The sequence below is a fragment of the Pseudomonas sp. UF-293 genome (assembly GCF_058245595.1).
In genome coordinates, this window is sequence record NZ_JBSICA010000002.1 from 182,103 (window position 1) to 206,680 (window position 24,578).

At 59.9% G+C, this 24,578-nt stretch carries 21 protein-coding genes; 8 read left to right on the forward strand and 13 right to left on the reverse strand.

The features are described 5' to 3' along the window. Positions 1–22 precede the first annotated feature (22 nt). The 6 genes from AC4IHP_RS03275 to AC4IHP_RS03300 all read right to left on the reverse strand — a co-directional run bounded on the left by AC4IHP_RS03275 (position 23) and on the right by AC4IHP_RS03300 (position 5,627). Positions 23–328 carry a BufA1 family periplasmic bufferin-type metallophore gene (locus tag AC4IHP_RS03275; RefSeq protein WP_490830864.1) on the reverse strand — a complete coding sequence of 102 codons (306 nt, stop codon included), beginning with the start codon at positions 326–328 and terminating at the stop codon, positions 23–25. Positions 329–627: 299 nt separating this feature from the next. Then, on the reverse strand, positions 628–1,329 hold the full coding sequence (locus AC4IHP_RS03280) for an ABC transporter ATP-binding protein (protein ID WP_003222380.1): 702 nt from the start codon (positions 1,327–1,329) through the stop codon (positions 628–630). After that, positions 1,330–2,097, reverse strand: coding sequence for a high-affinity branched-chain amino acid ABC transporter ATP-binding protein LivG (livG, locus tag AC4IHP_RS03285; protein ID WP_186534383.1), 768 nt, complete (start codon positions 2,095–2,097; stop codon positions 1,330–1,332). Further along, positions 2,094–3,350 carry a high-affinity branched-chain amino acid ABC transporter permease LivM gene (locus AC4IHP_RS03290; RefSeq protein WP_016771356.1) on the reverse strand — a complete coding sequence of 419 codons (1,257 nt, stop codon included), beginning with the start codon at positions 3,348–3,350 and terminating at the stop codon, positions 2,094–2,096. Before AC4IHP_RS03290 ends, livG begins: the two co-directional genes overlap by 4 nt. Next, positions 3,347–4,270, reverse strand: a complete 924-nt coding sequence (livH, locus tag AC4IHP_RS03295) for a high-affinity branched-chain amino acid ABC transporter permease LivH (RefSeq protein ID WP_016771355.1) — start codon at positions 4,268–4,270, stop codon at positions 3,347–3,349. The genes AC4IHP_RS03290 and livH overlap by 4 nt, the downstream gene beginning before the upstream one ends. A gap of 229 nt (positions 4,271–4,499) precedes the next feature. Further along, a complete protein-coding gene (locus AC4IHP_RS03300; protein WP_016771354.1) occupies positions 4,500–5,627 on the reverse strand; it encodes a branched-chain amino acid ABC transporter substrate-binding protein in 1,128 nt (375 codons plus the stop codon). Positions 5,628–5,978: 351 nt separating this feature from the next. On the opposite strand from AC4IHP_RS03300, the gene AC4IHP_RS03305 reads away from it, so the two are divergent. Then, entirely contained in the window at positions 5,979–6,284 is a 306-nt protein-coding gene (locus tag AC4IHP_RS03305; RefSeq protein WP_490830865.1) for a DUF2288 domain-containing protein, read from the forward strand. 283 nt (positions 6,285–6,567) lie between these two features. Here AC4IHP_RS03305 and AC4IHP_RS03310 read toward each other — a convergent pair whose 3' ends face one another. Beyond that, a complete protein-coding gene (locus tag AC4IHP_RS03310; RefSeq protein ID WP_460124696.1) occupies positions 6,568–8,766 on the reverse strand; it encodes a hypothetical protein in 2,199 nt (732 codons plus the stop codon). A 196-nt stretch (positions 8,767–8,962) separates the two neighbouring features. Between AC4IHP_RS03310 and AC4IHP_RS03315 the strand changes: the two genes are divergently transcribed. Next, positions 8,963–9,859 carry an NAD(P)-dependent oxidoreductase gene (locus AC4IHP_RS03315; RefSeq protein WP_490830866.1) on the forward strand — a complete coding sequence of 299 codons (897 nt, stop codon included), beginning with the start codon at positions 8,963–8,965 and terminating at the stop codon, positions 9,857–9,859. On the opposite strand, the gene AC4IHP_RS03320 is transcribed toward AC4IHP_RS03315, so the two are convergent. After that, entirely contained in the window at positions 9,750–12,032 is a 2,283-nt protein-coding gene (locus tag AC4IHP_RS03320) for a putative bifunctional diguanylate cyclase/phosphodiesterase (RefSeq protein WP_490830867.1), read from the reverse strand. The two genes, AC4IHP_RS03315 and AC4IHP_RS03320, sit on opposite strands and share 110 nt — an antisense overlap. Before the next feature lie 150 nt (positions 12,033–12,182). Next, complete coding sequence (locus tag AC4IHP_RS03325) at positions 12,183–12,551, reverse strand: YkgJ family cysteine cluster protein (RefSeq protein ID WP_490830868.1); 369 nt, start codon at positions 12,549–12,551, stop codon at positions 12,183–12,185. Positions 12,552–12,852: 301 nt separating this feature from the next. Here AC4IHP_RS03325 and AC4IHP_RS03330 point away from each other — a divergent pair, with 301 nt between their 5' ends. Beyond that, positions 12,853–14,202 carry a spinster family MFS transporter gene (locus AC4IHP_RS03330; protein WP_460124706.1) on the forward strand — a complete coding sequence of 450 codons (1,350 nt, stop codon included), beginning with the start codon at positions 12,853–12,855 and terminating at the stop codon, positions 14,200–14,202. Between the two features lie 153 nt (positions 14,203–14,355). Here AC4IHP_RS03330 and rapA read toward each other — a convergent pair whose 3' ends face one another. Further along, positions 14,356–17,202: an RNA polymerase-associated protein RapA gene (rapA, locus tag AC4IHP_RS03335; protein WP_490830869.1), complete on the reverse strand. Its 2,847-nt coding sequence runs from the start codon at positions 17,200–17,202 to the stop codon at positions 14,356–14,358. Between the two features lie 251 nt (positions 17,203–17,453). Here rapA and AC4IHP_RS03340 point away from each other — a divergent pair, with 251 nt between their 5' ends. The 3 genes from AC4IHP_RS03340 (at position 17,454) to ccoM (ending at position 18,324) form a co-directional block, all read left to right on the forward strand. After that, positions 17,454–17,795 (forward strand): aspartate-semialdehyde dehydrogenase, encoded by a 342-nt coding sequence (locus AC4IHP_RS03340; RefSeq protein WP_460124712.1) that lies wholly within the window; start codon positions 17,454–17,456, stop codon positions 17,793–17,795. Between the two features lie 94 nt (positions 17,796–17,889). After that, the gene (locus AC4IHP_RS03345; protein WP_460124715.1) at positions 17,890–18,051 is read left to right on the forward strand and encodes a hypothetical protein; all 162 of its coding nucleotides are present in this window, start codon (positions 17,890–17,892) and stop codon (positions 18,049–18,051) included. A 159-nt stretch (positions 18,052–18,210) separates the two neighbouring features. Next, the gene (gene ccoM / locus AC4IHP_RS03350) at positions 18,211–18,324 is read left to right on the forward strand and encodes a cytochrome c oxidase subunit CcoM (RefSeq protein ID WP_016771346.1); all 114 of its coding nucleotides are present in this window, start codon (positions 18,211–18,213) and stop codon (positions 18,322–18,324) included. A 406-nt stretch (positions 18,325–18,730) separates the two neighbouring features. On the opposite strand, the gene AC4IHP_RS03355 is transcribed toward ccoM, so the two are convergent. The 3 genes from AC4IHP_RS03355 to AC4IHP_RS03365 form a co-directional block, all read right to left on the reverse strand. Next, entirely contained in the window at positions 18,731–19,189 is a 459-nt protein-coding gene (locus tag AC4IHP_RS03355; RefSeq protein ID WP_490830870.1) for a hypothetical protein, read from the reverse strand. Between the two features lie 32 nt (positions 19,190–19,221). Further along, positions 19,222–20,697, reverse strand: coding sequence for an inorganic phosphate transporter (locus AC4IHP_RS03360; RefSeq protein ID WP_016771345.1), 1,476 nt, complete (start codon positions 20,695–20,697; stop codon positions 19,222–19,224). 371 nt (positions 20,698–21,068) lie between these two features. Next, positions 21,069–21,269 carry a hypothetical protein gene (locus AC4IHP_RS03365; protein ID WP_008080067.1) on the reverse strand — a complete coding sequence of 67 codons (201 nt, stop codon included), beginning with the start codon at positions 21,267–21,269 and terminating at the stop codon, positions 21,069–21,071. A 632-nt stretch (positions 21,270–21,901) separates the two neighbouring features. Between AC4IHP_RS03365 and pcaR the strand changes: the two genes are divergently transcribed. Further along, a complete protein-coding gene (pcaR, locus tag AC4IHP_RS03370; RefSeq protein WP_016771343.1) occupies positions 21,902–22,744 on the forward strand; it encodes a pca regulon transcriptional regulator PcaR in 843 nt (280 codons plus the stop codon). A gap of 292 nt (positions 22,745–23,036) precedes the next feature. Beyond that, the gene (gene pcaK, locus AC4IHP_RS03375; protein ID WP_460124718.1) at positions 23,037–24,383 is read left to right on the forward strand and encodes a 4-hydroxybenzoate transporter PcaK; all 1,347 of its coding nucleotides are present in this window, start codon (positions 23,037–23,039) and stop codon (positions 24,381–24,383) included. Positions 24,384–24,578: the final 195 nt, after the last annotated feature.

Sequence of the window (24,578 nt, forward strand, 5' to 3'; positions counted from 1 at the left end):
CGTCACTCAGGCAGGCCGTGGATCAGGACTTGGCTTTGAAGGCTTCGAGCTGACCGAAACCGGTCGGCGAGGTTTTGCTTTCGGTGGTAGCGCAGGTGCCTTTTGGAACAAGTTTCCAGGCGTTGGTCTGATAGTCCACTTTCGCCGTGCCGGCGCAGGTAGTGCCGGCACCTGCGGCGCAATCGTTCTTGCCTTTGAGGGCCACGCCGAAGCATTTTTCCATGTCCGCATCAGCGGCCTGGGCGGTGGAGACAGTGGCGATGCTCAGAGCGGAACCGAGGGCCAGAACCAGGGCGGTAGCGGACAGGGTACGGGTAGTCGCAGTCATGATGTTTCTCCAGTTTTTTATCAGGGTTACTGCAAGCGGTTTGCGCTTGCTTGTCCCTCTAGAGAACGCTCACCGCGATGCGTTACAGCGGGCCGCAAAAATTTTTCAGAGATTTTCCTGACACGGCTATCCCTTGTGCGCGCGGGCTTGCTCGCGAAAGCGGTGAATCAGTCGACATCTTCGTAAACTGACACACTGCTTTCGCGAGCAAGCCCGCTCCCCACAGGGGGGAGTAAATCCGCAGTTTCGTGGGCATAAAAAAACGGCCCGAAGGCCGTTTTTTTGTGCAGCGATAACACTCAACCGCCGAGGTACGCCTCGCGTACTTTCGGGTCGGTCAGCAGCGCTTCACCGGTGCCTTGCATGACCACGCGGCCGTTCTCTAGAACGTAGGCGCGGTCGGCGATTTTCAGTGCCTGGTTGGCGTTCTGCTCGACCAGGAACACCGTCACACCGTCCTTGCGCAGCTGTTCGATGATGTCGAAGATCTGCTGGATGATGATCGGTGCCAGACCCAGCGATGGCTCGTCGAGCAGCAGCAGCTTGGGCTTGCTCATCAGCGCACGGCCGATGGCGAGCATTTGCTGTTCACCGCCGGACATGGTGCCGCCGCGCTGGTTGAAGCGTTCTTTCAGGCGTGGGAAAAGTCCGAGAACCTTGTCCATCTGTTCCTGATAGTCGCCCTTGTCGGTGAAGAATCCGCCCATGGACAGGTTTTCTTCCACGGTCAGACGGGCAAACACCCGACGACCCTCCGGCACCACGGCGATGCTCTTGCGCATGATCTGCGAGGAGTCCTGGCCGACCAGTTCCTCACCCATGTAGCGGATGCTGCCGCTGTGCGCCTGCGGCGAACCGCACAGCGTCATCAGCAGCGTGGATTTGCCTGCACCGTTGGCGCCGATCAGCGTCACGATCTCGCCCTGACGGACTTCGACGTTGACGCTGTGCAGGGCCTGGATCTTGCCGTAGAAGGTGGAAACGTTTTCGAACTGCAGCATTTACGCTTCCCCCAGGTAGGCTTTGATCACTTCAGGATTGTCGCGGATCTGGTCCGGCGTGCCGTCGGCCAGCGGTGTGCCCTGGTTGATCACGACGATGTGGTCGGAAATGCTCATGACCAGTTTCATGTCGTGTTCAATCAGCAGCACGGTGACGTTGTGCTCTTCGCGCAACACACCGATCAGCGCCTTGAGGTCTTCGGTTTCCTTCGGGTTCAGGCCGGCGGCCGGTTCGTCGAGCATGAGGATCCGCGGACGGGTCATCATGCAGCGGGCGATTTCCAGACGCCGTTGCTGGCCGTAGGCGAGGGTGCCGGCGGTGCGGTTGGCGAACTCTTTGAGATTGACCTTTTCCAGCCAGTACTCGGCAAATTCCATGGCCTCGCGCTCGCTTTTGCGGAACGCCGGGGTCTTGAACAGGCCGGACAGGAAGTTGGTGTTCAAGTGACGGTGCTGGGCGATCAACAGGTTCTCGACCGCGGTCATGTCCTTGAACAAACGCACGTTCTGGAAGGTACGCACCACGCCTTTGAGGGCGATCTTGTGGCCCGGCAGGCCCTGGATCGGCTCGCCGTCGAGCAGGATGCTGCCGCCGGTAGGTTGATAGAAGCCGGTCAGGCAGTTGAACACGGTGGTCTTGCCGGCGCCGTTCGGGCCGATCAGGGCAACCACCTGTTTTTCCTTGACGGTCAGCGCCACGCCGTTGACCGCCAGCAAGCCGCCGAAGCGCATGCTCAGATTTTCGACTTTAAGGATCTCGCGGCTCATTTGCGCAACTCCATGTGTGGGCGTTGCATCGGCAGCAGACCTTGTGGACGCCAGATCATCATCAGCACCATCAGCGCACCGAACATCAACATGCGGTACTCGCTGAACTCACGCATCATTTCCGGCAACAGGATCATCACGATCGCCGCCAGGATCACACCCAGTTGCGAGCCCATGCCACCCAACACGACGATGGCGAGGATGATCGCCGACTCGATGAAGGTGAACGACTCGGGTGTCACCAGACCCTGACGCGCAGCAAAGAAGCTGCCGGCGAAACCGGCGAACGCAGCACCCAGGGTGAACGCGGAGAGCTTGATCACGGTCGGGTTCAGGCCCAGCGCGCGGCAAGCGATTTCGTCTTCACGCAGCGCTTCCCACGCACGGCCGATCGGCATGCGCAGCAGACGGTTGATCACGAACAGCGCAGCCAGTGCGAGCAACAGCGCCACCAGGTAAAGGAAGATCACCTTGTTGATCGAGTTGTATTGCAGGCCGAAATACTCGTGGAACGTCTGCAGGCCTTCGGCGGCTTTGCGCTCGAAGGTCAGGCCGAAGAACGTCGGTTTCTCGATGTTGCTGATGCCGTTCGGGCCACCGGTGATGTCGGTCAGGTTACGCAGGAACAGACGGATGATTTCGCCGAAACCCAAGGTCACGATCGCCAGATAGTCGCCACGCAGACGCAACACCGGGAAGCCCAGCAGGAAGCCGAACGTCGCCGCCATCAGGCCGGCAATCGGCAGGCAGATCCAGAAGCTCAGGCCGTAGTAATGCGACAGCAGCGCGTAGCTGTAGGCGCCGACGGCGTAGAAGCCGACGTAACCCAGGTCAAGCAGACCGGCCAGACCGACAACGATGTTCAGGCCCAGGCCGAGCATCACGTAGATCAGGATCAGCGTCGCGATATCCACCGCGCCACGGGAGCCGAAGAACGGCCAGACCAGGGCGATCAGAATCAGCGCGATGATGAAATAGCGCTGGGTGGTCGGCAGGGTCAGAAAGTTGCTGGCCTTGGCCGGGATCAGCGGCATGCCCGGCGAGGAGCGCCAGGCCTTGCTGATCTGCTGGTTGAACAGCACCCGCAAGAACATCAGCACCGAGCAGATCGCGATGGTCGCAAGTACCGCAGGGCTGGTGTTGTGCACTTCCAGATTGATGCCGACGATGGTCAGTTTCAGACCCAGTACCGGGTAGGCCACCGCCCACACCAGCAAGGCACTGAACAGTGCCTGTTTAAGATTCCTAGTCATACTTTCTCAACCTCCGGACGGCCCAGAATGCCGGTCGGACGGAACAACAGCACCAGAACCAGCAGGCCGAACGCAACGACGTCCTTGTACTGGTCGCCGAAGATATCGGCACCGAACGCTTCCGCTACACCGAGCACCAACCCGCCGAGCATGGCCCCGGGGATACTGCCGATGCCGCCCAGTACCGCAGCGGTGAAGGCCTTGAGGCCGACGAGGAAACCGGCGTTGGGGTTGATCACGCCGTATTGCATGCTCAGCAGCACGGCAGCGACTGCCGCCAGCGCAGCACCGATGACGAAGGTCAGGGCGATGATGTTGTTGGTGTTGATGCCGAGCAGGTTGGCCATCTTGATGTCCTCGGCACAGGCACGGCAGGCGCGGCCCAGGCGGGAACGGGAGATGAACAGGGTCAGGCCGAGCATGGCGATCAGGGTCACCACGAACACCACGATCTGCATGTAGGAAATCAGCACTTCTTGTGCGCCACCCGGACCGAAGGCGAAGTTGCCCGGGATCAGGTTGGGGATCGCTTTGTCCTTGGAGTCTTGCGCCAGCAGAACGGTGTTCTGCAGGAATATCGACATACCGATGGCGGAAATCAGCGGGATCAGACGGTTGCTGCCGCGCAGGGGGCGGTAGGCGATCCGTTCGATGCTGTAACCGTAGGAACTGGTGACGACGATGCTGGCGATGAACGCCGCGGTCATCAACAGCGGGACACTGTCGAGTCCCATCATGGTCAGCCCGGCGATGGCGATGAACGCCACGTAGGAACCGATCATGTACACCTCGCCGTGGGCGAAGTTGATCATTCCAATGATGCCGTAAACCATCGTGTAGCCGATGGCGATCAGGGCATACATGCTGCCAACGTTGAGGCCGTTAACCAGCTGTTGGAAGAAGTGATAGAGGTCAGGCATTACAGCGCTCCTAAAAACCTGTACGCATTTCACTGGTGGAGTCATTTTCCCGCCCGGCCCCGTGGATCTCTATCCACTTCGAATCCGGGTTTTGCCAGCGAACCGCTGATGACGGTTTTGAGATTTTCAGGTGGGCCGACTGGCGGATCACGCCAGCGCGGCCCTTACATTCGCAAAACAAAGCCCACGGCACGCCGTGGGCTTTATTGGCAGTCAGTCGGGCAAGGCCTTACTGAGGCGAAACTTCGGTTTTAGGTTTGCCGTTGTGCCACTCGTACACGACAAATTTGAAGTCCTTCAGGTCGCCCTTGTCGTCGAAGCTCAGGTCGCCGGTCGGGGTCTTGAACGAACCGGCGTGGATGGCTTCAGCCACTTTGGTCGCGTCTTCGGACTTGGCCGCCTTGATGCCTTCGGCAATCACGGTCACTGCCGAGTAGGACGGGAACACGAACGGACCGCTCGGATCTTCCTTCTTGGCTTTGAACGCGTCAGCCAAGGCAACGTTGGCCGGATCCTGGTCGAAGGATTTTGGCAGGGTCACCAGCAGGCCTTCGGACGCGTCCTTGGCGATCTGGGTGATCGAGTCGTTACCCACGCCTTCCGGACCCATGAAGCGGGCTTTCAGGCCTTTTTCCTGAGCCTGACGCAGGATCAGACCCAGCTCCGGGTGGTAGCCGCCGTAGTAGACGAAGTCGACGCCGGCTTGCTTGAGCTTGGCGATGATTGCGGAGAAGTCTTTGTCGCCGGCGTTGACGCCTTCGAAGACGGCAACCTTGGTGCCTTTCTTCTCGAGGGTCGATTTCACGGCGGTGGCGATGCCTTCACCGTACTGCTGTTTGTCGTGCAGCACGCCAACCACTTTCGGTTTCACGTGATCGGCGATGTAGTTGCCGGCGGCAGGGCCCTGGGCGCTGTCGAGACCGATGGTGCGGAAGATCATTTTGTAGCCACGGGCGGTGATGTCCGGGCTGGTGGCAGCCGGGGTGATCATGATCACGCCTTCGTCTTCGTAGATGTCCGAAGCTGGCTGGGTAGAGCTGGAGCACAGGTGACCGACCACGAACTTGACGCCGTCGTTGACGACCTTGTTCGCTACCGCTACCGCTTGTTTCGGATCGCAGGCATCGTCGTATTCAACGGCTTCGAGTTTCTTGCCGTCGACGCCGCCCTTGGCGTTGATCTGCTCGATGGCCATTTTCGCGCCACTGAACTGCATGTCGCCGTACTGGGCTACTGGACCGGTTTTAGGGCCGGCGATACCGATTTTGATGGTGTCAGCTGCGAACGAATGGCTGGCAACCCCGGCCAGAACCATAGCGGCAAACAGTTTGGAAATCTGCTTAGTAGCCTTAGTCATAGTGCTCCACTCTTACTGTTGTATTTTTTAGAGTTCTGGCGCCGTAGCAGCAGAACCGGGTCAGATATCTTTGCGATACCCTCCGGAAAATGCCCCGGCAACTGTACCGGTACAGTGTAGAGCGCCGCTTGATCAACTGGGAAGCGGGCGCCACGGGGCAAAACTTGGGGGTGTCGCATTTTTGAATGAAAGAGACAGAATTGCGGCGGGGCAATCGGGGGCATATATCCCAAAAGGCAGCATTCCCTGGCGTTCCTGCTCTTTTCGTTCGGTGCAGCGATTTGCAACCGGGTTTTTCTGACGGACCACCGACGTTATCATTCGCGTCGATTTCTTTTCCGGACAGCTCCCATGAATCAAGAACCTAGCACCCTCTATGCCAAGCTGCTTGGGGAAACGGCATCTATTACCTGGAAAGAGCTGGAGCCGTTCTTTGCCAAGGGTGCCCTATTGTGGGTCGACCCAGCGCTCGATTTGATCGCCGCCGCCGAGGCCGTGGCATCGGATGAAGGCGAGAAAGTCGCGGCCTGGCTGGCCGACGACAAGGTCGCCAAGCTGTCTGAAACGCGGGCACTGGATATTTTCGAACGTGATCCGCAGCTCTGGGCCGTAGTGGTTTCGCCGTGGATTCTGATCCAGGAAAGGGCGTCTGTTTAATTGCCTGCACCTTTTTGGTGCCTCGATTGCCGCGCCGCAAGTGTGTAGCGGAGTAGCGTGATGGCACCTTGCCGTGGAGAAACACCACGCCTCACGGTGACGTAAACGTAACGGGAACAGTTTATGGAGCGGCCTGAGGGTCGCTTAATTGTTTCTGGATGTTCGTAAAGCTGAATTCGTCGGTGAATTCGAGGGCTCCTTCGCGAGCAGGCTCGCTCCCACACTGGAATGCATTTCCCTGTGGGAGCGAGCCTGCTCGCGAATGGAGCGACTCGCTGCTGGATCAGACCGAGAACGTCTTCCCGGTATGGTTATTCAGCGAGATCACCTTGGTCTTGCCAATGCGGTGGCGGTAGATCTCGCGCAGGTACTTGATCGACTTCTTCACGCAGTCGCGCGACAGGCGAATGTCATTGATCGAGACGAACTTGTCCTTGTCGTTGATCAACTCACGGTATTTCTTTTCGTACATCGGTTTGATCGCGTACCAGTTGGTATCGAGGATCTTCGCCGGGTTTTCGAATTCGTTGAGCAGGTCGTCGATCCGCTCCTCGTCGAAGTCTTCCTGAATGATGAAGTCGAGAATCGAGTTATCCAGCGTCTCGTCGAAACGGTACGGATTCTTCGCAAAGCAGCGCTTGATGAACGCCACGATCAACGTGAGGAAATCGTCCGACAGGCACGGGCTCTTGGCGATCAGGGTGGTCAGCGACAGGTTGGCCGAAGCGCCGATCACCAGCGCATAGCGCTTGAGCGTGGTGTTGGGGAACAGGCTGTTGAGGTGGGTCTTCAACCGGTTCAGGTCCATGTAGGACAGTTTGTAGTCTTTTGGCAGCGAGACGATCGAGACCACCGACGAGCAATTCTTGAAGAAGTGCAGGTCGTGTAGCGCGGCGGCGTCGTAGCCGGAATTCTTGTACTGCTCAAGCGAAGCGCGATAACGCTTGGACTCGATCGGCAACAGGCTGATGCCTTCGATCGCCTGAGTGACCTTGTTGAAGTGCGGCAGGTCGATCGAGCGGAAGAACAGGTCGTCGATGTTCAGGCGCTGCGGCTCTTTATCGAAGACCTTGAACTTGTCGCTGCTCGGCGGTGGCGTTTCCGGCACCACCGATTCGGCGTAGGCAATCGCCACCGGGCCGGCCAGACTCATGAACAGGTCGTTGGCATCCAGGCGGATGGTTTCGCCGATGTCGATGCCGGCGCGGCGGAAGTAGTTCTGGTCGTAGTCAGTGGTGACTGCCTGCGCCGTCAGAATGTTGAAGATCTGTTGCGAGATGTACTGGTTGGCGTGCTTCTCCATGGCATTGACATCAATGTTCTGGATATTGCCGTCATCGCTTTCTTCGGCGTAACGCATGATGTCGTTGGAGATCAGCATCATCGCGTTCCACGGGCGGATACGCCCCATCACGCTGGCTTCGCTGCTGTCTTCGTTGGCGAAGTTGTAAGAGAAATCCCATTCTTCCGAAAGGTATTTGCACAGCAGGCGCCCGGCGTTGATGTGCAGCGCTTCGGACATTTCGCTGCGGTGGTCGGAAATGTTCGGCAGCACGCAGATGCCGCTGGTGAAGATCGGCTCGAAGACAAACGAATGACCGCTCTTGCCGTCATGCTCGTCCATCGGCTTGGTGTCGAAGGTCTTGTTCATGTACGAGTGCTGCTGCGCCAGGCCGAACTCCGAGGCCATGCCCGAACCGGTACCGCCGCCGGCACTGAAGATCGAGAAATACAGGCGCGACTGGTTGGCCTTGATCCCGCAGCTGTCGATCAGGTACGAGTGGATCATTTTCCAGTCGGGGCTGGAGAAGCGCTGGGTGTCCTTGTTGAGGATGATCTTCGCCAGATATTGACCGAGGATCGGCGCGTTACCGGCGCCACCGGCGTGGACTTCGGACAAGTCCATGATCTTCATTTTGCTGTAGTCGCGCAGGAAGCCGCTTTTCTCGCCCTTGCGCGAGAAACGGATGCGCCCGGCAATGTCCTTGTCGAGGTCGCCGAGCATCACCAGCGGTTCTACCAGAAACACCGGTTTGGTCGATTTGCTGGTACCGATGCGCAGATTGTTCTTGATCCACTGCGCCGGGCTGTAGCCCTTGTCGGCCAGACGCCGGTCGGTCGGGCGATCTTCGTTGTTGAATTCGTTGAGGTAGAACTTGCGCGCGTTGTACACCAGCTCCGCCACGTCGAGGGCGATGTTGGAGCCGCAGCGGCCGAGGCCGATCAGGCACACCGAGGGGAATTCCTGGTCGTTGTGCTGCTCGTTGTCACCTTCCTGATGCGCCGGGCGCGGGAATACCGAATCACGTAGGCCGTCGAGGTTATCGAGGATGCGGTCGGTGTTGGTCTCGGTGAAGTACAGGTATTGCTGGGTCGACAGCGGGCGCGAAGGCTGCGTCGGTCTGGATAATGACGCGCTGTTCGCGGCGGGGCTCAGGGTCAGATCGGCTGTTGCACTGGCGGGGTTGTTTTTAGAGGTCATGGTGCGCCATTTACCTGGACTGGGTTGGCCCGCCGAACAGTGCCGGCGAACCTCACGGAAGAAGATCTCGCGTCTTGTGTGCGCGAATACGGCCCGGGCGTCGTAGTGCTGGCTGGTCTGATCGCCGGGCGGAATCCTTTCCTGATCGTTGATGAATCGGCCATGATTCGGTGATCTTTAATCGAAAAGAGGCGAAATGATGTCAACGCTACCTTCGTTGGGGTTTGCCGGAATCGGCCTGATGGGCCTGCCGATGTGCCGGCGTCTGCTGGCGGCGGGTTACCCGCTGACGGTGTGGAACCGCAACCCGGACAAGTGCGCACCGCTGGTTGCGGCCGGCGCCCGCCAGGTATCGAGCCCCGCCGAACTGTGCGCACACGCCGACATCGTCATGCTGTGTCTGGCCGATACCGCCGTGGTGCGTGAAGTGGTGTTCGGCACTGGCGGTATCGCCGAAGGTGCGAAAAACGGCCAGCTATTGGTGGATTTCTCCAGTCTTGAACCGACCGCGACACGCGAGATGGCCGCAGAGCTGGCTGAGAAAAGCGGCATGGGCTGGCTTGACTCCCCGGTGTCCGGCGGCGTGGTCGGCGCCGAGGCCGGCAGTCTGGCGATCATGGTCGGTGGTGCAGCGGCAGATCTTGAGCGCGTGCGCCCGGTGCTGCTCAGCCTCGGTCAGCGCGTCACGCATATGGGCGGCGTCGGTGCCGGCCAGGTGACCAAGGCCTGCAATCAAATGATCGTTGCCTGCAATGCGCTGGTGATTGCCGAAGTTGTGGCGTTGGCCGAACAGGCCGGGGTCGATGCCAGCCTGATCGCTGAGGCGCTGGCCGGTGGCTTTGCCGATTCGAAACCGTTGCAGATCCTTGCCCCGCAAATGGCCGAAAGCCGTTTCGAACCGGTCAAGTGGCACGTGCGCACGCTGCTCAAGGATCTCGACACGGCGGTGAAATTTTCCCGCGAGCAGGGCTCGGCGACGCCAATCAGCGGATTGGCCGCACAGTTGATGCGCCTGCATGGGGCGCAAGGCTTTTTAGCGAAGGATCCAGCGACGCTGGTGCAAATGTATCGCGCGCCAGACTCAACGGATTGACCCCGAGCACGGGTTTGCGCTGGTTGATTTCATCGAGCACCGCGCGCAATTCGTCCAGCGGCACCGGGCGGCTGAGCAGATAACCCTGAATGAAGTCGCAGCCCGAACGCTCGAGAAACTCGTATTGCTCCAGGCTCTCGACGCCCTCGGTGACCACCTGCAGATGCAGAGTGTGAGCCATGACGATGATCGCCTGGACGATCTCCATGTCCGCCGTGGCGGTGGGGATGTCGAGGATGAACGAGCGGTCGATCTTCAGGGTGTTCAGCGGCAGGCGCTTGAGGTAGGCCAGCGACGAATAGCCGGTGCCGAAATCATCGATCGACAGCGACACACCGAGGGCGCGGATCTGCCGCAACAGCACCAGAGTGTTGGCAATGTTGCCCATCAAGGCGTTTTCGGTGACCTCCAGTTCCAGGCGATCCGGGGCAACGCCCGCAGTGTGCAAGGCGTGTTCGATCTCCTCGGCCAGCTCTTCGCGCGCCAGATTCAGCGGCGAGCAGTTCCAGGCGATTTTCAATTCCGCACACCCGTGCCGCGACAGCTCGCCAAGATCCTTGCAGGCGCGGCGCAGCACCCAGTTGTCCAGTTCGGCAATCAAACCGTTGTTCTCGGCGATACCGATGAAGCGATCCGGCGTGAGCAAACCGTGAACCGGATGCTGCCAGCGAATCAGCGCTTCGAGCTTGGTCACGCGTCCGGTTTTCAATTCGAAGATCGGCTGGTAGTAGAGCATCAGCGCGTTGTCTTCCCGCAGCGCACTGCGCAGTTCTTCTTCCAGTTGCAGCTCGAAACTGGCGCGGGTTTTCAGGCTGGAATTGAAGAAATGCAGGCCGTTGCGCCCGGCGCCCTTGGATTGGTAGAGGGCCAGGTCGGCGTGTTTGAGCAGCTCTTCGCAGGTGGTGCCGTCTTCGGGAAACAGGCTGATGCCGATGCTGGTGGTCATCACCATGCGCCGGCCAGCCAGTTCAATCGGCTCTTTCATCTTGTGCATGATGCGCTGCGCCATACCACGCGCCTCTTCGCGGTCACGCAAACTGATGAGGATGCAGAACTCGTCGCCGCCGAACCGCGCGACCACGTCTTCGTGGCTGCGCACCGAGCTCTTGATGTGTTGGGCGATGACTTTGAGCAGCGCGTCACCGGCGTCATGGCCGAGGCTGTCGTTGATGCGCTTGAAGTGGTCGATGTCGAGAAACATCACCGCGAGCATGCCGCCCTCGCTGGTTTTCTGGCTGAGTTTTTCGGCGAACATCTGGTTGAAACCACGGCGGTTGATCAGATTGGTCAGCGCGTCGTAATTGGCCGCTTGCTGCAGGGACATGCGCGCCTGATCGAGTTGGCTGAGCAGGGCGTTGACCCGGCGCAGGTCGTTTTCCTTGTTCTGCAGCTTTTTGTCGGCGAGGGCGGCGCTGATCGCACTGCCGAGGATCAACAGGATGATCAGCGCCACGGTCAGGCCCAGTTGCAAATGCCCGGTTTCACTGCCGCTCGCTGCGAGGACGCCTTCGGGAAGCACCAGATCCAGCGCAGCCATGCCGGTGAAGTGCATGCTGATGATGCCGGCGCCGAGAATCAGCGCCGCGCTGTACTTGAGCAATTGATGGGCGACGCCGCTGCCCTCGCTCAAGTAGCGCGCCACCCACAGCGCGGTGAAGCTGGCGCCGATGGCAATCAGCACCGACAGCGCGAACAGCCCCGGCTGATAGTAGGCGGTGGCACTCGACTTCATCGCGGCCATGCCGACGTAATGCATGCCTGCGATGCCCAAGCCGATGACAAACGCGGTCTTCAGGCAATGCAACGCGCTCGGCTGCACCTCGCTCAGGGTGTGCATGGCCAGCCACGAGGCGAGCAGGGCGATCAGCAACGACAAGAGGGTGATGCCGAGGTCGTACTGAATATCGATGGGTGTCTGGAAAGCCAGCATGCCGATGAAGTGCATGGCCCAGATGCCGCCGGCCAGGCAGGTCGCGCCGATCCAGCGCCAGATGCGCCGCGACCCCGGGTCTTCGGCATGCACCAGGCGCTCTGCCATGTCCAGGGTGGCGAAGCTCGCCGCGCAGGCGACCAGATAGGCCACCATCACCAACAGAGGGTTGTGACTGCAATCGAGGATAATCTGCCCGCTCGCCGGCAGCTCGGCAACAAACTGCAAACCAAGCCACTCCATAGCGTGCCCCGTCTCGGATTCATCTGGCCCGTGCGTCAATCAACGCAGGCGAATGAAAGGAGTATAGAGGCGGTTTTCCGGCTGCAAGCCGTAGTGGCACATTGGTGGTAATGATTTTGCCATTAGCCTCATAGCGATTCGCGCTAAGGCTCAGGCGATGCGCTCCAGCGGCAGGTCGTTCCACTGTGGCGGCAAGGGTGGCAGACCGTGAGCGGCGCGGGCCTTGTCGCAGTCCGGATTGTGCTCGCCGTTCTCCCACGATGCCTCGAACTCGCGGCAGGTGCTCGAACGTTTGTCATAGATCGTGCAGGCCACGGCACTGCCGACCTCTCCCGCCAGGGACATGCAACGCGCCGGTTTGCGATCGGTGCCGATCATTGCGACCCGGCTCGGGGTGATCTGCGCAACAAGTTCATCGGGCACCGTCCCGCCAGAGGATGAGCACTCACCCCAGAAAAAAGACACGCGAAAGTGGGAACAGCAGGCACCGCAATTCAGACACGGACTGGCTTCGGACATGGGCGGAGGTATCAAAGGGATTGATCGGAAGATCCGGACGGATCCGGCGGCCATTCTAGGCTTTGCCATGGCGTTGGGAAGGGGGGCACGAAACTATTTTTTTGTCGCCGGATTTTGCCGCGAAAGCCCCGTATGGCTGGGGATTCCTGACTTATCAAGGGCTTACGTTTCGTTACAGTGCGATGGGTCGATATCAGGCTGACGAATGATGACAGACAGCCCCCGCGCGGCTGACTAGATTGCAGGTTCCGGGCTCGACGCGCTGGCAGTGAAGCCCTCATAACAATAAAGAGACGGACCCATGCAGAACTCGACCCAAGCGGCGAATGCCTGGCGCATTCTGTTCCTGCTGTTCCTCGCCAACCTGTTCAATTTCTTCGACCGCACCATCCCGGCGATCATCATCGAACCAATCCGCATGGAATGGCACCTCAGCGACTTTCAGCTGGGCATCATCGGCACTGCGTTCACCATCGTATACGCCATTGCCGGCCTGCCATTGGGGCGCATGGCCGACACCGGTTCACGCAGCAAACTGATGGGCTGGGGCCTGGCGACCTGGAGTGCGCTGACTGCGGTCAACGGTATGGTCGGCAGTTTCTGGAGTTTCCTCATCGTGCGCATGGGCATCGGCATCGGCGAAGCCAGTTACGCACCAGCGGCCAACTCGCTGATCGGCGACCTGTTTCCAGCACACCGTCGGGCGCGGGCGATGGGTATTTTCATGCTCGGCCTGCCGTTGGGGCTGCTGTTGGCGTTCTTCACCATCGGCGCGATGGTCAAGGCCTTCGACAGCTGGCGCGCGCCGTTCTTCATCGCTGCCGTGCCGGGGCTGATCCTGGCCATTTTCATGTTCTTCATCAAAGAGCCAAAACGCGGCGCGGCAGAAACCGTGCAGGTCTCGCAGGAGAAAGTCGACAAGCCGATCCGCCGCGTCCTCGCCGTGCCGACCTTCCTGTGGCTGGTGATGGCCGGGCTGTGCTTCAACTTCGCCACCTATGCCTGCAACTCGTTTCTGGTGCCGATGCTGCAGCGCTATTTCCTCATGCCGTTGCAGGAGGCGGCGGTGGCCACCGGGGTGATCGTTGGCGTGACAGGACTGGTCGGGCTGACCCTTGGCGGCTGGATCGCCGACAAGATTCATCAGCGTTTCGCCAGTGGGCGGCTGTTGTTCGCCGCGTTCAGCCTGATCATTTCGACCCTGTGCACGGCGTGGGCGCTGCATGCCGGGCGCATCGAGATCGGTGTGTTCGTCGCGGTGTTCAGCGTTGGCTGGCTGTTCGCGTACAACTTCTATACCTGCGTGTACACGGCGATTCAGGACGTCGTCGAACCACGTCTGCGGGCGACGGCGATGGCGTTGTTCTTTGCCGGGCTGTACCTGCTCGGCGGCGGATTGGGGCCAGTGGTCGTGGGCGGGCTGTCGGATCACTTCGCGCATACGGCAATGCTGGCGGCGGGGGCTGAGCAGATGACCGAAGCGTTCAAGGCTGTCGGCCTGCATGACGCGATGTACCTGATCCCGGTGGCGCTGTTCCTGACCATGGTCTTTCTATTTCTGGCATCGCGGTGCTTTGTGCGGGATGCGCAGCGGATGAAGGACGGGTTGGTGGCGGTGGTTGAGCCAGAGGTTGCAGCGGCGACTGCTTAAGAACAAAAGATCGCAGCCTTCGGCAGCTCCTACAGGGGAAACGCATTCACGTGTAGGAGCTGCCGAAGGCTGCGATCTTTTGCTTTTGCTTCTGAAGTAAAAAAGGCCCGCATTACTGCGGGCCTTTTGGTTTTCTGCGGTGGAGCGGGGCGGTCAGCCTGCCACCAGCACCCGAATCGCTTCCAGGCGCAACGCCGCTTTGTCGAGCATCGCCAGACCCTGCTCACGCTGAGTACGCAACGCCTCCAGTTCGCTGTCACGCACGGTCGGGTTGACCGCTTGCAACGCGGTCAGGCGCGCCAGTTCTTCGTCGGTGTCGGCGGCCAGACGGCGGCGCGCTTCGGCCACACGTTCGGCGTGACGCGGGGCGATTTTTTCTTCGCCGGCGTTGATCCGTGGCGTCAGCTGATCGCGCTGGGCCTGGATGAACTTGTTGGCGCTGGCGCGGGGCACGCTTTCCAGCTGATCGTTGAGGGTTTCGAACGACACCCGTGGCGACAGGTCATTGCCATTGGCATCGAGCAGGCAACGCAGCGCCGCCGGTGGCAGGTAGCGACCCAGCTGCAGCGAGCGCGGTGCGACCACTTCGCTGACGTAAAGCAATTCCAGCAACACGGTGCCCGGCTTCAACGCCTTGTTCTTGATCAGCGCGACGGCGGTGTTGCCCATCGAACCGGACAGCACCAGATCCATGCCGCCCTGCACCATCGGGTGTTCCCAGGTGATGAACTGCATGTCTTCGCGCGACAGCGCCTGATTGCGGTCGTAAGTGATGGTCACGCCTTCGTCGTCGCCCAGCGGGAAGCTGGCGTCGAGCATCTTCTCGCTCGGCTTGAGGATCAGGGCGTTTTCCGAATGGTCTTCGCTGTCGATGCCGAAGGCGTCGAACAGGGTTTCCATGTAGATCGGCAGGGCGAACTGGTCGTCCTGCTCGAGGATCGCCTCGACCAGCGCTTCACCTTCGCCTGCGCCGCCGGAATTGAGCTCCAGCAGACGGTCGCGGCCGGTGTGCAGTTCGGCTTCGAGACGCTCACGCTCGGCGCGTGCCTCGTCGATCAGCGCTTGCCACTCGCTATCGTCAGCCTCTTCGAGCAGCGGCAGCAGGCGTGGGCCGAACTGATGCTGCAAGGCGTTGCCGGTCGGGCAGGTGTTGAGGAAGGCGTTGAGCGCCTCGTGGTACCACTGGAACAGGCGCTCTTGCGGGCTGGTTTCCAGGTATGGCACGTGCAATTCGATGATGTGCTTCTGGCCGATCCGGTCGAGACGGCCGATACGCTGCTCGAGCAGGTCCGGGTGCGACGGCAGATCGAACAGCACCAGATGATGAGCGAACTGGAAGTTGCGACCCTCACTGCCGATCTCCGAGCAGATCAGCACCTGCGCGCCAAACTCTTCGTCGGCGAAGTAGGCGGCAGCGCGGTCACGCTCGAGGATGTTCATGCCTTCGTGGAACACCGTGGCCGGGATGCCGGAGCGTACGCGCAAAGCGTCTTCCAGATCCATCGCGGTTTCGGCGTGGGCGCAGATCACCAGCACTTTGGTGCGCTTGAGCATTTTCAGCTGATCGATCAGCCACTCGACGCGCGGGTCGAATTTCCACCAGCGTTCTTCTTCGCTGGCCTCCGGCTGGGCCTGGAAGCTGACTTCCGGGTACAGCTCGGCGTGTTCGCCCAGCGGCAGTTCGAGGTATTCGGCCGGGCACGGCAGCGGGTACGGGTGCAGTTTGCGCTCGGGGAACCCCTGCACGGCGGCGCGGGTATTGCGGAACAGCACGCGGCCAGTGCCGTGGCGATCGAGCAGTTCACGCACGAGGCGGGCGCTGGCTTCGCTGTCGCCATCGTTGACGGCGGTGAGCAGGGCTTCGCCTTCATTGCCGAGGAAGCCGTGAATGGTCTTGTGCGCTTCGGCCGAGAGGCGGCCCTTGTCGAGCAGTTCCTGCACGGCTTCGGCGACCGGGCGATAGTTGTCGCTCTCGGCGCGGAACGCGGCCAGGTCGTGGAAACGGTTCGGGTCGAGCAGGCGCAGACGGGCGAAGTGGCTGTCCTGACCGAGTTGTTCCGGGGTCGCGGTGAGCAGCAGCACGCCGGGAATCACTTCGGCCAGTTGTTCGACCAGCGAATATTCGGCGCTGGCTTTTTCTTCGTGCCAGACCAGGTGGTGCGCTTCGTCGACCACCATCAGGTCCCAACCAGCGGCGAACAAGGCGTCCTGCGCCTTCTCGTCGTCGACCAGCCACTCCAGCGCGACCAGCGCCAGTTGCGTGTCTTCGAACGGGTTGGTGGCATCGCTTTCGATGAAGCGTTCTTCGTCGAACAGCGCGACCTGCAGGTTGAAGCGGCGGCGCATCTCTACCAGCCACTGGTGCTGGAGGTTTTCCGGAACGAGGATCAGCACGCGGTTGGCGCGGCCCGAGAGCAGTTGGCGATGGATCACCAGACCGGCTTCGATGGTTTTACCCAGACCCACTTCGTCCGCCAGCAATACGCGCGGGGCGATACGGTCGGCGACTTCGCGGGCGATGTGCAGCTGGTGCGCGATCGGTTGCGCACGCACGCCACCCAGGCCCCACAGCGAGGACTGCAACTGGCGGCTGGTGTGTTCAAGGGTGTTGTAGCGCAGGGAGAACCACGGCAGCGGGTCGATCTGCCCGGCGAACAGACGGTCGCTGGCCAGGCGGAACTGAATGAAGTTCGACAGTTGGGTTTCCGGCAGGGTGACAACTTCGTTCTGCCCGTTGAGGCCGTGGTAGACCATCAGCCCGTCGACGTCATCGACCTGCTGCACGGTCATCTTCCAGCCTTCGAAATGGGTGATGGAGTCGCCGGGCGAGAACCGCACGCGGGTCAGGGGCGCATTCCGTAGCGCGTACTGGCGGGTCTCGCCAGTGGCCGGGTAAAGCACGGTCAACAAGCGGCCGTCCTGTGCCAGAACGGTGCCTAAACCAAGCTCTGCTTCGCTGTCACTGATCCAGCGTTGCCCCGGTTGATACTGCTGCGCCATGCTGCCTGACTCCCACCTTGAAAAAGCGGGCTATCTTAACGGAATGACGGCTTCAGGGCCAAAGATTACTGGCGTAGGAGCTGCCGAAGGCTGCGATCTTTTGATCTTTGAGAACCCTTCAGGTTTGAGCTGTCTGATAAGGATCGCAGCCTGCGGCAGCTCCTACAGGTGCGAGGTGCATCACACAATTGCGACAGGCGGCTCAAGGCGCCTGCACCCCAGCCGATAGCCTGCAGACAGGAGACCTTTATATGTTGCCACCGATGCTCCCCTTGAGCGCCGTGCCGATCACGTCCCAGCAGGATCCGATCCGCCAGCGGCCGGACATCCCGCCGGTGGTGCCGGTGCAGGAAAGCTCCAACGAAAGCACGATCGATCTGCACAAGCGTGATCCGGAAGAGGATCGCCTGCAGGCGCGCGAAGAACAGCGTCGCCAGCAGGAACGTGACCGTCGACGCCGTGAGGCGGATGAGGATCCGGAAGAGCATCTGGCCGTGCCGGGCACTGAGCTGAACGCCGATAACACCGTACCGGTGGTGCCGTTGATAGACGATCAGCCGCGTCAGGGTTTGTGGGTTGATATCGAGATTTGAGCGGTGACTGGTCAGCGCCAGCGCCAAGCGGCATGATTGGCGCAATCCTGCCGGTGACGGCAGCTGTGATCTCTTTTGCGATGTGCCGGACGCCATGAGCCAAGACGATAAACTGATCGACCTCAGCACTGAACGCGCCAAGCGTGTGCATGACCTCAACGAGAAACGCTTGATCGAAGTGCGCAACGCTTTCGAGCAGGCGATGCCGTTGGGAAAAACCAAGAAAAAGTCGAAGAACAAACCGAAAAAGCGTTGATCTCCCCCTGCATTCGTTGATGCAGGTCAGTTATTTGCCCTCCTTTATTTCTCTTCGTTGCGGATATTGATCCCGGTCAATGTGTGCGCCTGTGTGTTTGTTAATTTGAATCCATCGCAGCAAAGCAAAGCAAAGCAAAGCAGGGCCGGGAGGTCAGTCATGTTTTTCGATAACGTGGTGTTTGCCGGGGTTCTCACGGTGGGGCTCATGGTGCTGTTTTTTGCAGGGTTTGGATTTTTTATCTGGAAGGATGCGCATAAGCGGCGCAAGTGAGTTCTTCTGGATTGATGGGCACGCAAGGCATTTTGGGGCGACTTCGGTTGCCCCTTTTTTTTTGTGCCTTGGCGGCCTTTGGGCCGACCAGGCTCTTGGGGTTTTGGGTGAATATCCGTTGCTTCGGTAGCGGCTGCTGGCGGTTTCGCCCTTACGGCGAGTCACCTTTTTCAAACGCCAAAAAGGTAACCCAAAACGCTTGCTCCTACGTTCGGCCCTCGCAGGCTCGGGTTCCTTCGCTGCGGGACTGATCCGGGCGCAGCGGCTACGGTTTGCTTCGCTGCACCTCCTTCCGCTGTGTCTGGCTGCGCCAGACGGTCGCTGCGCTCCCACGCCCGGATCAATCCCTCCACTCAGCCTTCCGACGTCGCCGGTGGATCAAGATCAAGGGCACTCGAGCTTGCGCTCATTGTTGAGTGGGGCGGCTTTGCCGCGGGGCAGCTGCGCTGCTTTGCTTTGCTTTGCTTTTGTGGGAGCGAGCCTGCTCGCGAAGGCGGCCTGACAGCCGACCTGTTCTTGAAGTGGTACCAATCCAACTGTAGGAGCTGCCGAAGGCTGCGATCTGTTGCTCTTGCTCTTGCTCTTGCTCTTGCTCTTGCTCTTGCTCTTGCTCTTGCTCTTGCTCTTGCTCTTGCTCTTGCTGTTCTGTGGGAGCGAGCCTGCTCGCGAAGGCAATCTGTCGACCAACCCATTTCTCCCAGATACCCACGATCCAACTGTAGGAGCTGCCGAAGGCTCGGGCTGCGATCGGGATCGGTCGACGTCTTGAAGAGTGAAACGCTGTAAAAGCGAAACCATAAGCAGCCGTTACGGTAGCAACGGATATGCTCCCAATCCCCAATAACAAAAAAGGCGTGATCCTCACGAATCACGCCTTTTCCAATCAACAGCCAACGATCAACTACCCAAAGCCTTCGAAGCCAACCAGAACAACCCGGCCGACAGCGCCACTGTCGCCGGCAGGGTCAGTACCCAGGCCAGCAGAATAGTCTTCACCGTGCCACCCTGCAGGCCGCTCTTGTTGGCAACCATGGTCCCGGCAACACCCGAAGACAACACATGAGTGGTCGACACCGGCAGGCTGAAAATATTGGCCATGCCGATCAGGCTGGCTGTGGTGATCTGCGCCGACATGCCTTGGGAATAGGTCATGCCTTGCTTGCCGATCTTCTCGCCGATGGTCAGCACTACGCGTTTCCAGCCGACCATGGTGCCCAGGCCCAGGGCCAGGGCGACCGCCAGAATCACCCAGAACGGCGCGTATTCGGTGGTGGTGGTCAGGTCTTTGCGCAGCTTGTCGAGGTCAGCCTTTTCACGGGCTTCCAGGCCAGGCAATTTGCCGACTTTCTTTGCCGTGTCGTCCAGGCAGAGCAGGTAGCGACGCACTTCGATGCGGCTGTCCGACGACAGCGAATGGTAGTCCGCTACGCCTTTAAGCGTATGCAGCAAGGCGGTGATGGTCGGTTCGGTCTGCTGCGGGTTGCAGCGGAATTTCTCCGGCAGGTCGCCTTCCACGCTCTTGCCCAGGGCCAGGAATTCACCCAGCGAATCGGCGTTGCGCTGGTAGAACTGGCTCAGGTGCAGGGTTGCGTCGCGGGTGCGTTCGATCTGGTAGGTGGTGCTGTTCAGGTCGAGCACGAACTGCGCCGGGACGATACCGATCAGCACCAGCATGATCAGGCCGATGCCTTTCTGGCCATCGTTGGAGCCGTGCACGAAGCTCACGGCCATGGCCGAGATCACCAGAACCAGACGGTTCCAGAATGGAGGGTGCTTTTTGTCGTCGATCTTGCGGCGCTGTTCCGGCGTCTTGTGCATCTTCGACAGCGGCCGCCACCATTTCAGGCCGATCAGCACCAGCGCGGCGATGAGGAAGCCGGCCATCGGCGAGAACACCAGCGAGGCGCCGATGTCGATCGCTTTCTGCCAGTTCACGCCATCTCTCAACGGGATGTCGTTGATCAACGCGTTGGCCAGGCCGACACCGAGGATCGAGCCGATCAGGGTGTGCGAGCTGGAAGCCGGGATACCGAAGTACCAGGTGCCCAAATTCCAGGCGATGGCCGCGGCGAGCAACGAGAACACCATCGCCAGGCCATGGCCGGTGTTCACATTGATCAGCAGCTCTACCGGCAGCAAGTGGACGATGGCATACGCCACGCCAACGCCGCCCAGCAGCACGCCCAGGAAATTGAACACACCGGAAAAGAACACCGCCAGGTGCGGCGGCATGGCTTTGGTGTAGATAACAGTGGCTACCGCGTTAGCGGTGTCATGAAATCCATTGATGAACTCGAAGGCGAGGACAAACGTCAGGGCGAGCAAGAGGCTCACAAGCACCCAAGCATCCAGTCCGCTGAATAAATCGATCATGAAGGTTTTCTGACCCGGTCGTAAGGGGGCGCGATTATGCCAGAAAAGACAGGAAATCGATGCCCCGTCTGCTCACTGGTCACAGACATCTGCGATCTAATTTGTTGCAGGGCGTGAAAACCAAGCGGTGCGCAGGGTTTTTCAACTGTTTGATTTTATTTAAGAAACAGGATTTTTGCGGCGATTTTTCCGATGCCGCATAGGCTCAAACGTTTGTCTGAAATATCTCTGAAACCTGTGGGACGCTCGTTCATAAGCCGCAGAACAGCGATGCAGCCGCTGCCCGCGGATAGCGGGCGCGCGAGGTGTCGTCTTGCCACCGCGCTGTGGTCGAGGTGGACGGCGACTTTCGAATGCTCAACCGCCGTGGCTCATGGCTCTTCGGCTTTGAGTTCCTTTTCGATCTTTTCGATTTCCTGCTTGAACACCTGATCCTGAACGGTAGGGCGCTTGCGCCATGCCTTGCGTTCCGGTTCCGGCTGAGCGGCGTAGGTGGTGACTTCCCCGCCGTAAACTTCCTTGTAACGTTGTTCCTGGCGCTCTAGTTCCGCGCGCAGTTCGTCTTTCGTCACGGTGCTACCTGTATGAGTTGAATTGAATATCCGGTGAAACACACTGCAACGAGTCAATTGCGCGCCCCCGCCAGTCATCCACGGCCCGATCAGGCCGGGTGGCATTGGAGAGGCGATCAAGACTTCCGTGTTACAGGCGGCTACGGCACCAGATAAAAACTGACGCAGCATCAGTTTCCTGTTTCAGCGAGCGCTGGCGTTGCATGTGTGATGGGCGCCGGGCGCTGGCCGGAGCTGAGACGAAGGACCTCGTTTCAGCAAGTCGCGGGCTTTTGATTAAAGCGCCGCGACTAGGGTGCATTATAGCGGCCGATTCGGGAATGACTATCTTTGCCAAGTTAAAAACGGTTCTGAATGTGTGATGGTTTTGTTGCCGGCAACTTTTGCCGCTAGTTAAGTGTAAAGACAGCGTTATAAAACAGGCGTTGTGTTTTTGGCGCCATTAAGTGGAATAACTAAGTTGCGAGCAGAATCGATAAAGCCGCCTCAGGGATGAAGAGGAGGAAAAATGGTCTCGATTGCGATAATCGGTCGGCGGTTCGATAATCGCCCAATGTTGGCGCCCCGGTGCTTGTGCATCGCGCGGCGAGCCGTTTGACTAGGCATCGATGCGTGCCGGACAAGGACAAGAAATGAACGATCAAATGCGCAACTCCTTCACGTCGGTGGCGCCGCCCATCGTCGCATCGCCGGCCAAACGCATTCAGGCGCTGACCGGTGATCCGGATTTCATGACTTCGCTGGCTCGAGGCTTGGCGGTGGTGCAGGCGTTTCAGGAACGCAAACGCCACCTGACCATCGCGCAGATCAGCCACCGCACGGAAATCCCTCGCGCCGCCGTGCGCCGTTGCCTGCACACCTTGATCAAGCTCGGCTACGCCACCACCGATGGCCGCACCTATTCGTTGCTGCCGAAAGTGCTGACCCTCGGCCATGCCTATCTTTCCTCGACACCGCTGGCGGTTTCCGCCCAGCCGTATCTGGACCGGATGAGCGAGCAACTGCACGAAGCCTGCAACATGGCGACGCTGGAGGGCGACGACATTCTCTACATCGCTCGTTCGGCGACCACTCAACGATTGATCTCGGTAGACCTTTCGGTGGGTGGAAGGCTGCCGGCATATTGCACGTCGATGGGGCGGATTCTGTTGGCAGCGCTGGACGACACATCCCTGGGCGAATACCTCGACCACGCCGAACTGGTGGCCAAGACCAGCCGCACCATTCATACCCCCGACGCTTTGCTCGAATGTTTGCAGCAGGTGCGTCAGCAGGGCTGGTGCATTGTCGATCAGGAACTGGAACAGGGGCTGCGTTCGATTGCCGTGCCGGTGTACGACGCCTCCGGCCAGGTGGTCGCGGCACTGAATGTCAGCACTCACGCTGGCCGGGTCAGCCGTGCCGAGCTGGAGCAACGCTTTTTACCGGGCCTGCTCAGCGCCAGTCGCGACCTCAGTGCGCAGTTGTTCGCCTGAGGAAGCTGTTCGATAAACGCACAGTGTTGCGTTTATCGAATTGACGCTAAATCCCTCGGATCATTAATGTCGCGGCAGCGTCATCCGGCGCTGAAGTGAATGAGCCCGCCGGATTGTCGACCTCGATAATAATGACAAGAGGCAACTCACCATGCGCCCGCTCCCCGTCTGTCCATGTTTCACCCGTTGTTGCCGGGTTCACCGCAACGCCTGATTACAACCTTCTATTCTTGACCGTGCCGTGCTTTGGCCGGCCGCCGTTCGACTGCGTTTTTTGCGTGGAATAAAAATAATGAACCAGCCTCAGTCCGCTGTGGGTAACTGCCTTGATGTGCAGACCTTCATCAACGCCCAACCGATCTCGCGCTATCAATGGCGGGTGGTGATCCTGTGTTTCCTGATCGTATTTCTCGACGGCCTCGACACCGCCGCCATGGGCTTCATCGCCCCGGCGCTGTCGCAAGACTGGGGTATCGACCGCGCGAGCCTCGGCCCGGTAATGAGTGCCGCGCTGATCGGCATGGTCTTCGGTGCACTCGGCTCCGGCCCTCTGGCTGACCGCTTCGGGCGCAAAGTCGTCCTCGTCGGTGCGGTGATTCTGTTCGGCGGCTTCAGCTTGGCCTCGGCGTACAGCACCAACGTCGAACAGCTGCTGGTGCTGCGCTTTCTCACAGGCCTCGGTCTCGGCGCAGGGATGCCCAACGCCACGACGCTGCTCTCGGAATACACCCCGGAGCGCAAGAAGTCGCTGCTGGTGACCAGCATGTTCTGTGGCTTCAACCTTGGCATGGCCGGCGGCGGCTTCATCTCTGCAAAACTGATTCCGGCGTTCGGCTGGCACGCCTTGCTGATGATCGGCGGGATCCTGCCACTGATCCTCGCGGTAGTGCTGCTGTTCTGGTTGCCGGAATCGGCGCGCTACCTGGTGGTACGCAATCGTGGCACCGACAAAGTACGCAAGACCCTCGCGCCGATCGATCCTGTCACCGTCGCCCAGGCTTCGAGCTTCAGCGTGCCGGAACAGAAAACCGTCAAGGCGCGCAATGTCTTTGCGGTGATTTTCTCCGGCACATACAGCACCGGCACCTTGCTGCTGTGGCTGACCTATTTCATGGGCCTGGTGATCGTGTACCTGCTCACCAGTTGGCTGCCGACGCTGATGCGCGACAGCGGTGCGAGCATGGAACAGGCCGCGTTCATCGGCGCGTTGTTCCAGTTTGGCGGCGTGTTGAGCGCGGTCGGGGTGGGCTGGGCGATGGATCGCTTCAATCCGCACAAGGTCATCGGCATTTTCTACCTGCTGGCCGGGGTGTTTGCCTACGCGGTAGGGCAGAGCCTGGGCAACATCACCTTGCTGGCAACGCTGGTACTGGTGGCGGGCATGTGCGTCAACGGCGCGCAATCGGCGATGCCATCACTGGCAGCACGCTTCTACCCGACCCAAGGCCGCGCGACCGGGGTGTCGTGGATGCTCGGCATCGGCCGCTTTGGCGCGATTCTCGGCGCGTGGATGGGCGCAACCTTGCTTGGCCTGGGCTGGAATTTCGAGCAGGTGCTGACTGCACTGGTGATCCCGGCAGGGTTGGCGACGGCGGCGGTGCTGATCAAGGGCATGGTCAGTCATGCGGATGCGACCTGATATTTCCGTTTAGAGCGAAAAGATCGCAGCCTTCGGCAGCTCCTACAGGGGGAATGCATTTCAAATGTAGGAGCTGCCGAAGGCTGCGATCTTTTGCTGGCAACACAAAACGATAGGGAAGCAACAATCCGTTCGATAAACGAACACTCAGTCGATTATCGGATTGTTTGGTGAATTTCCCGAGCTTAATCTCCA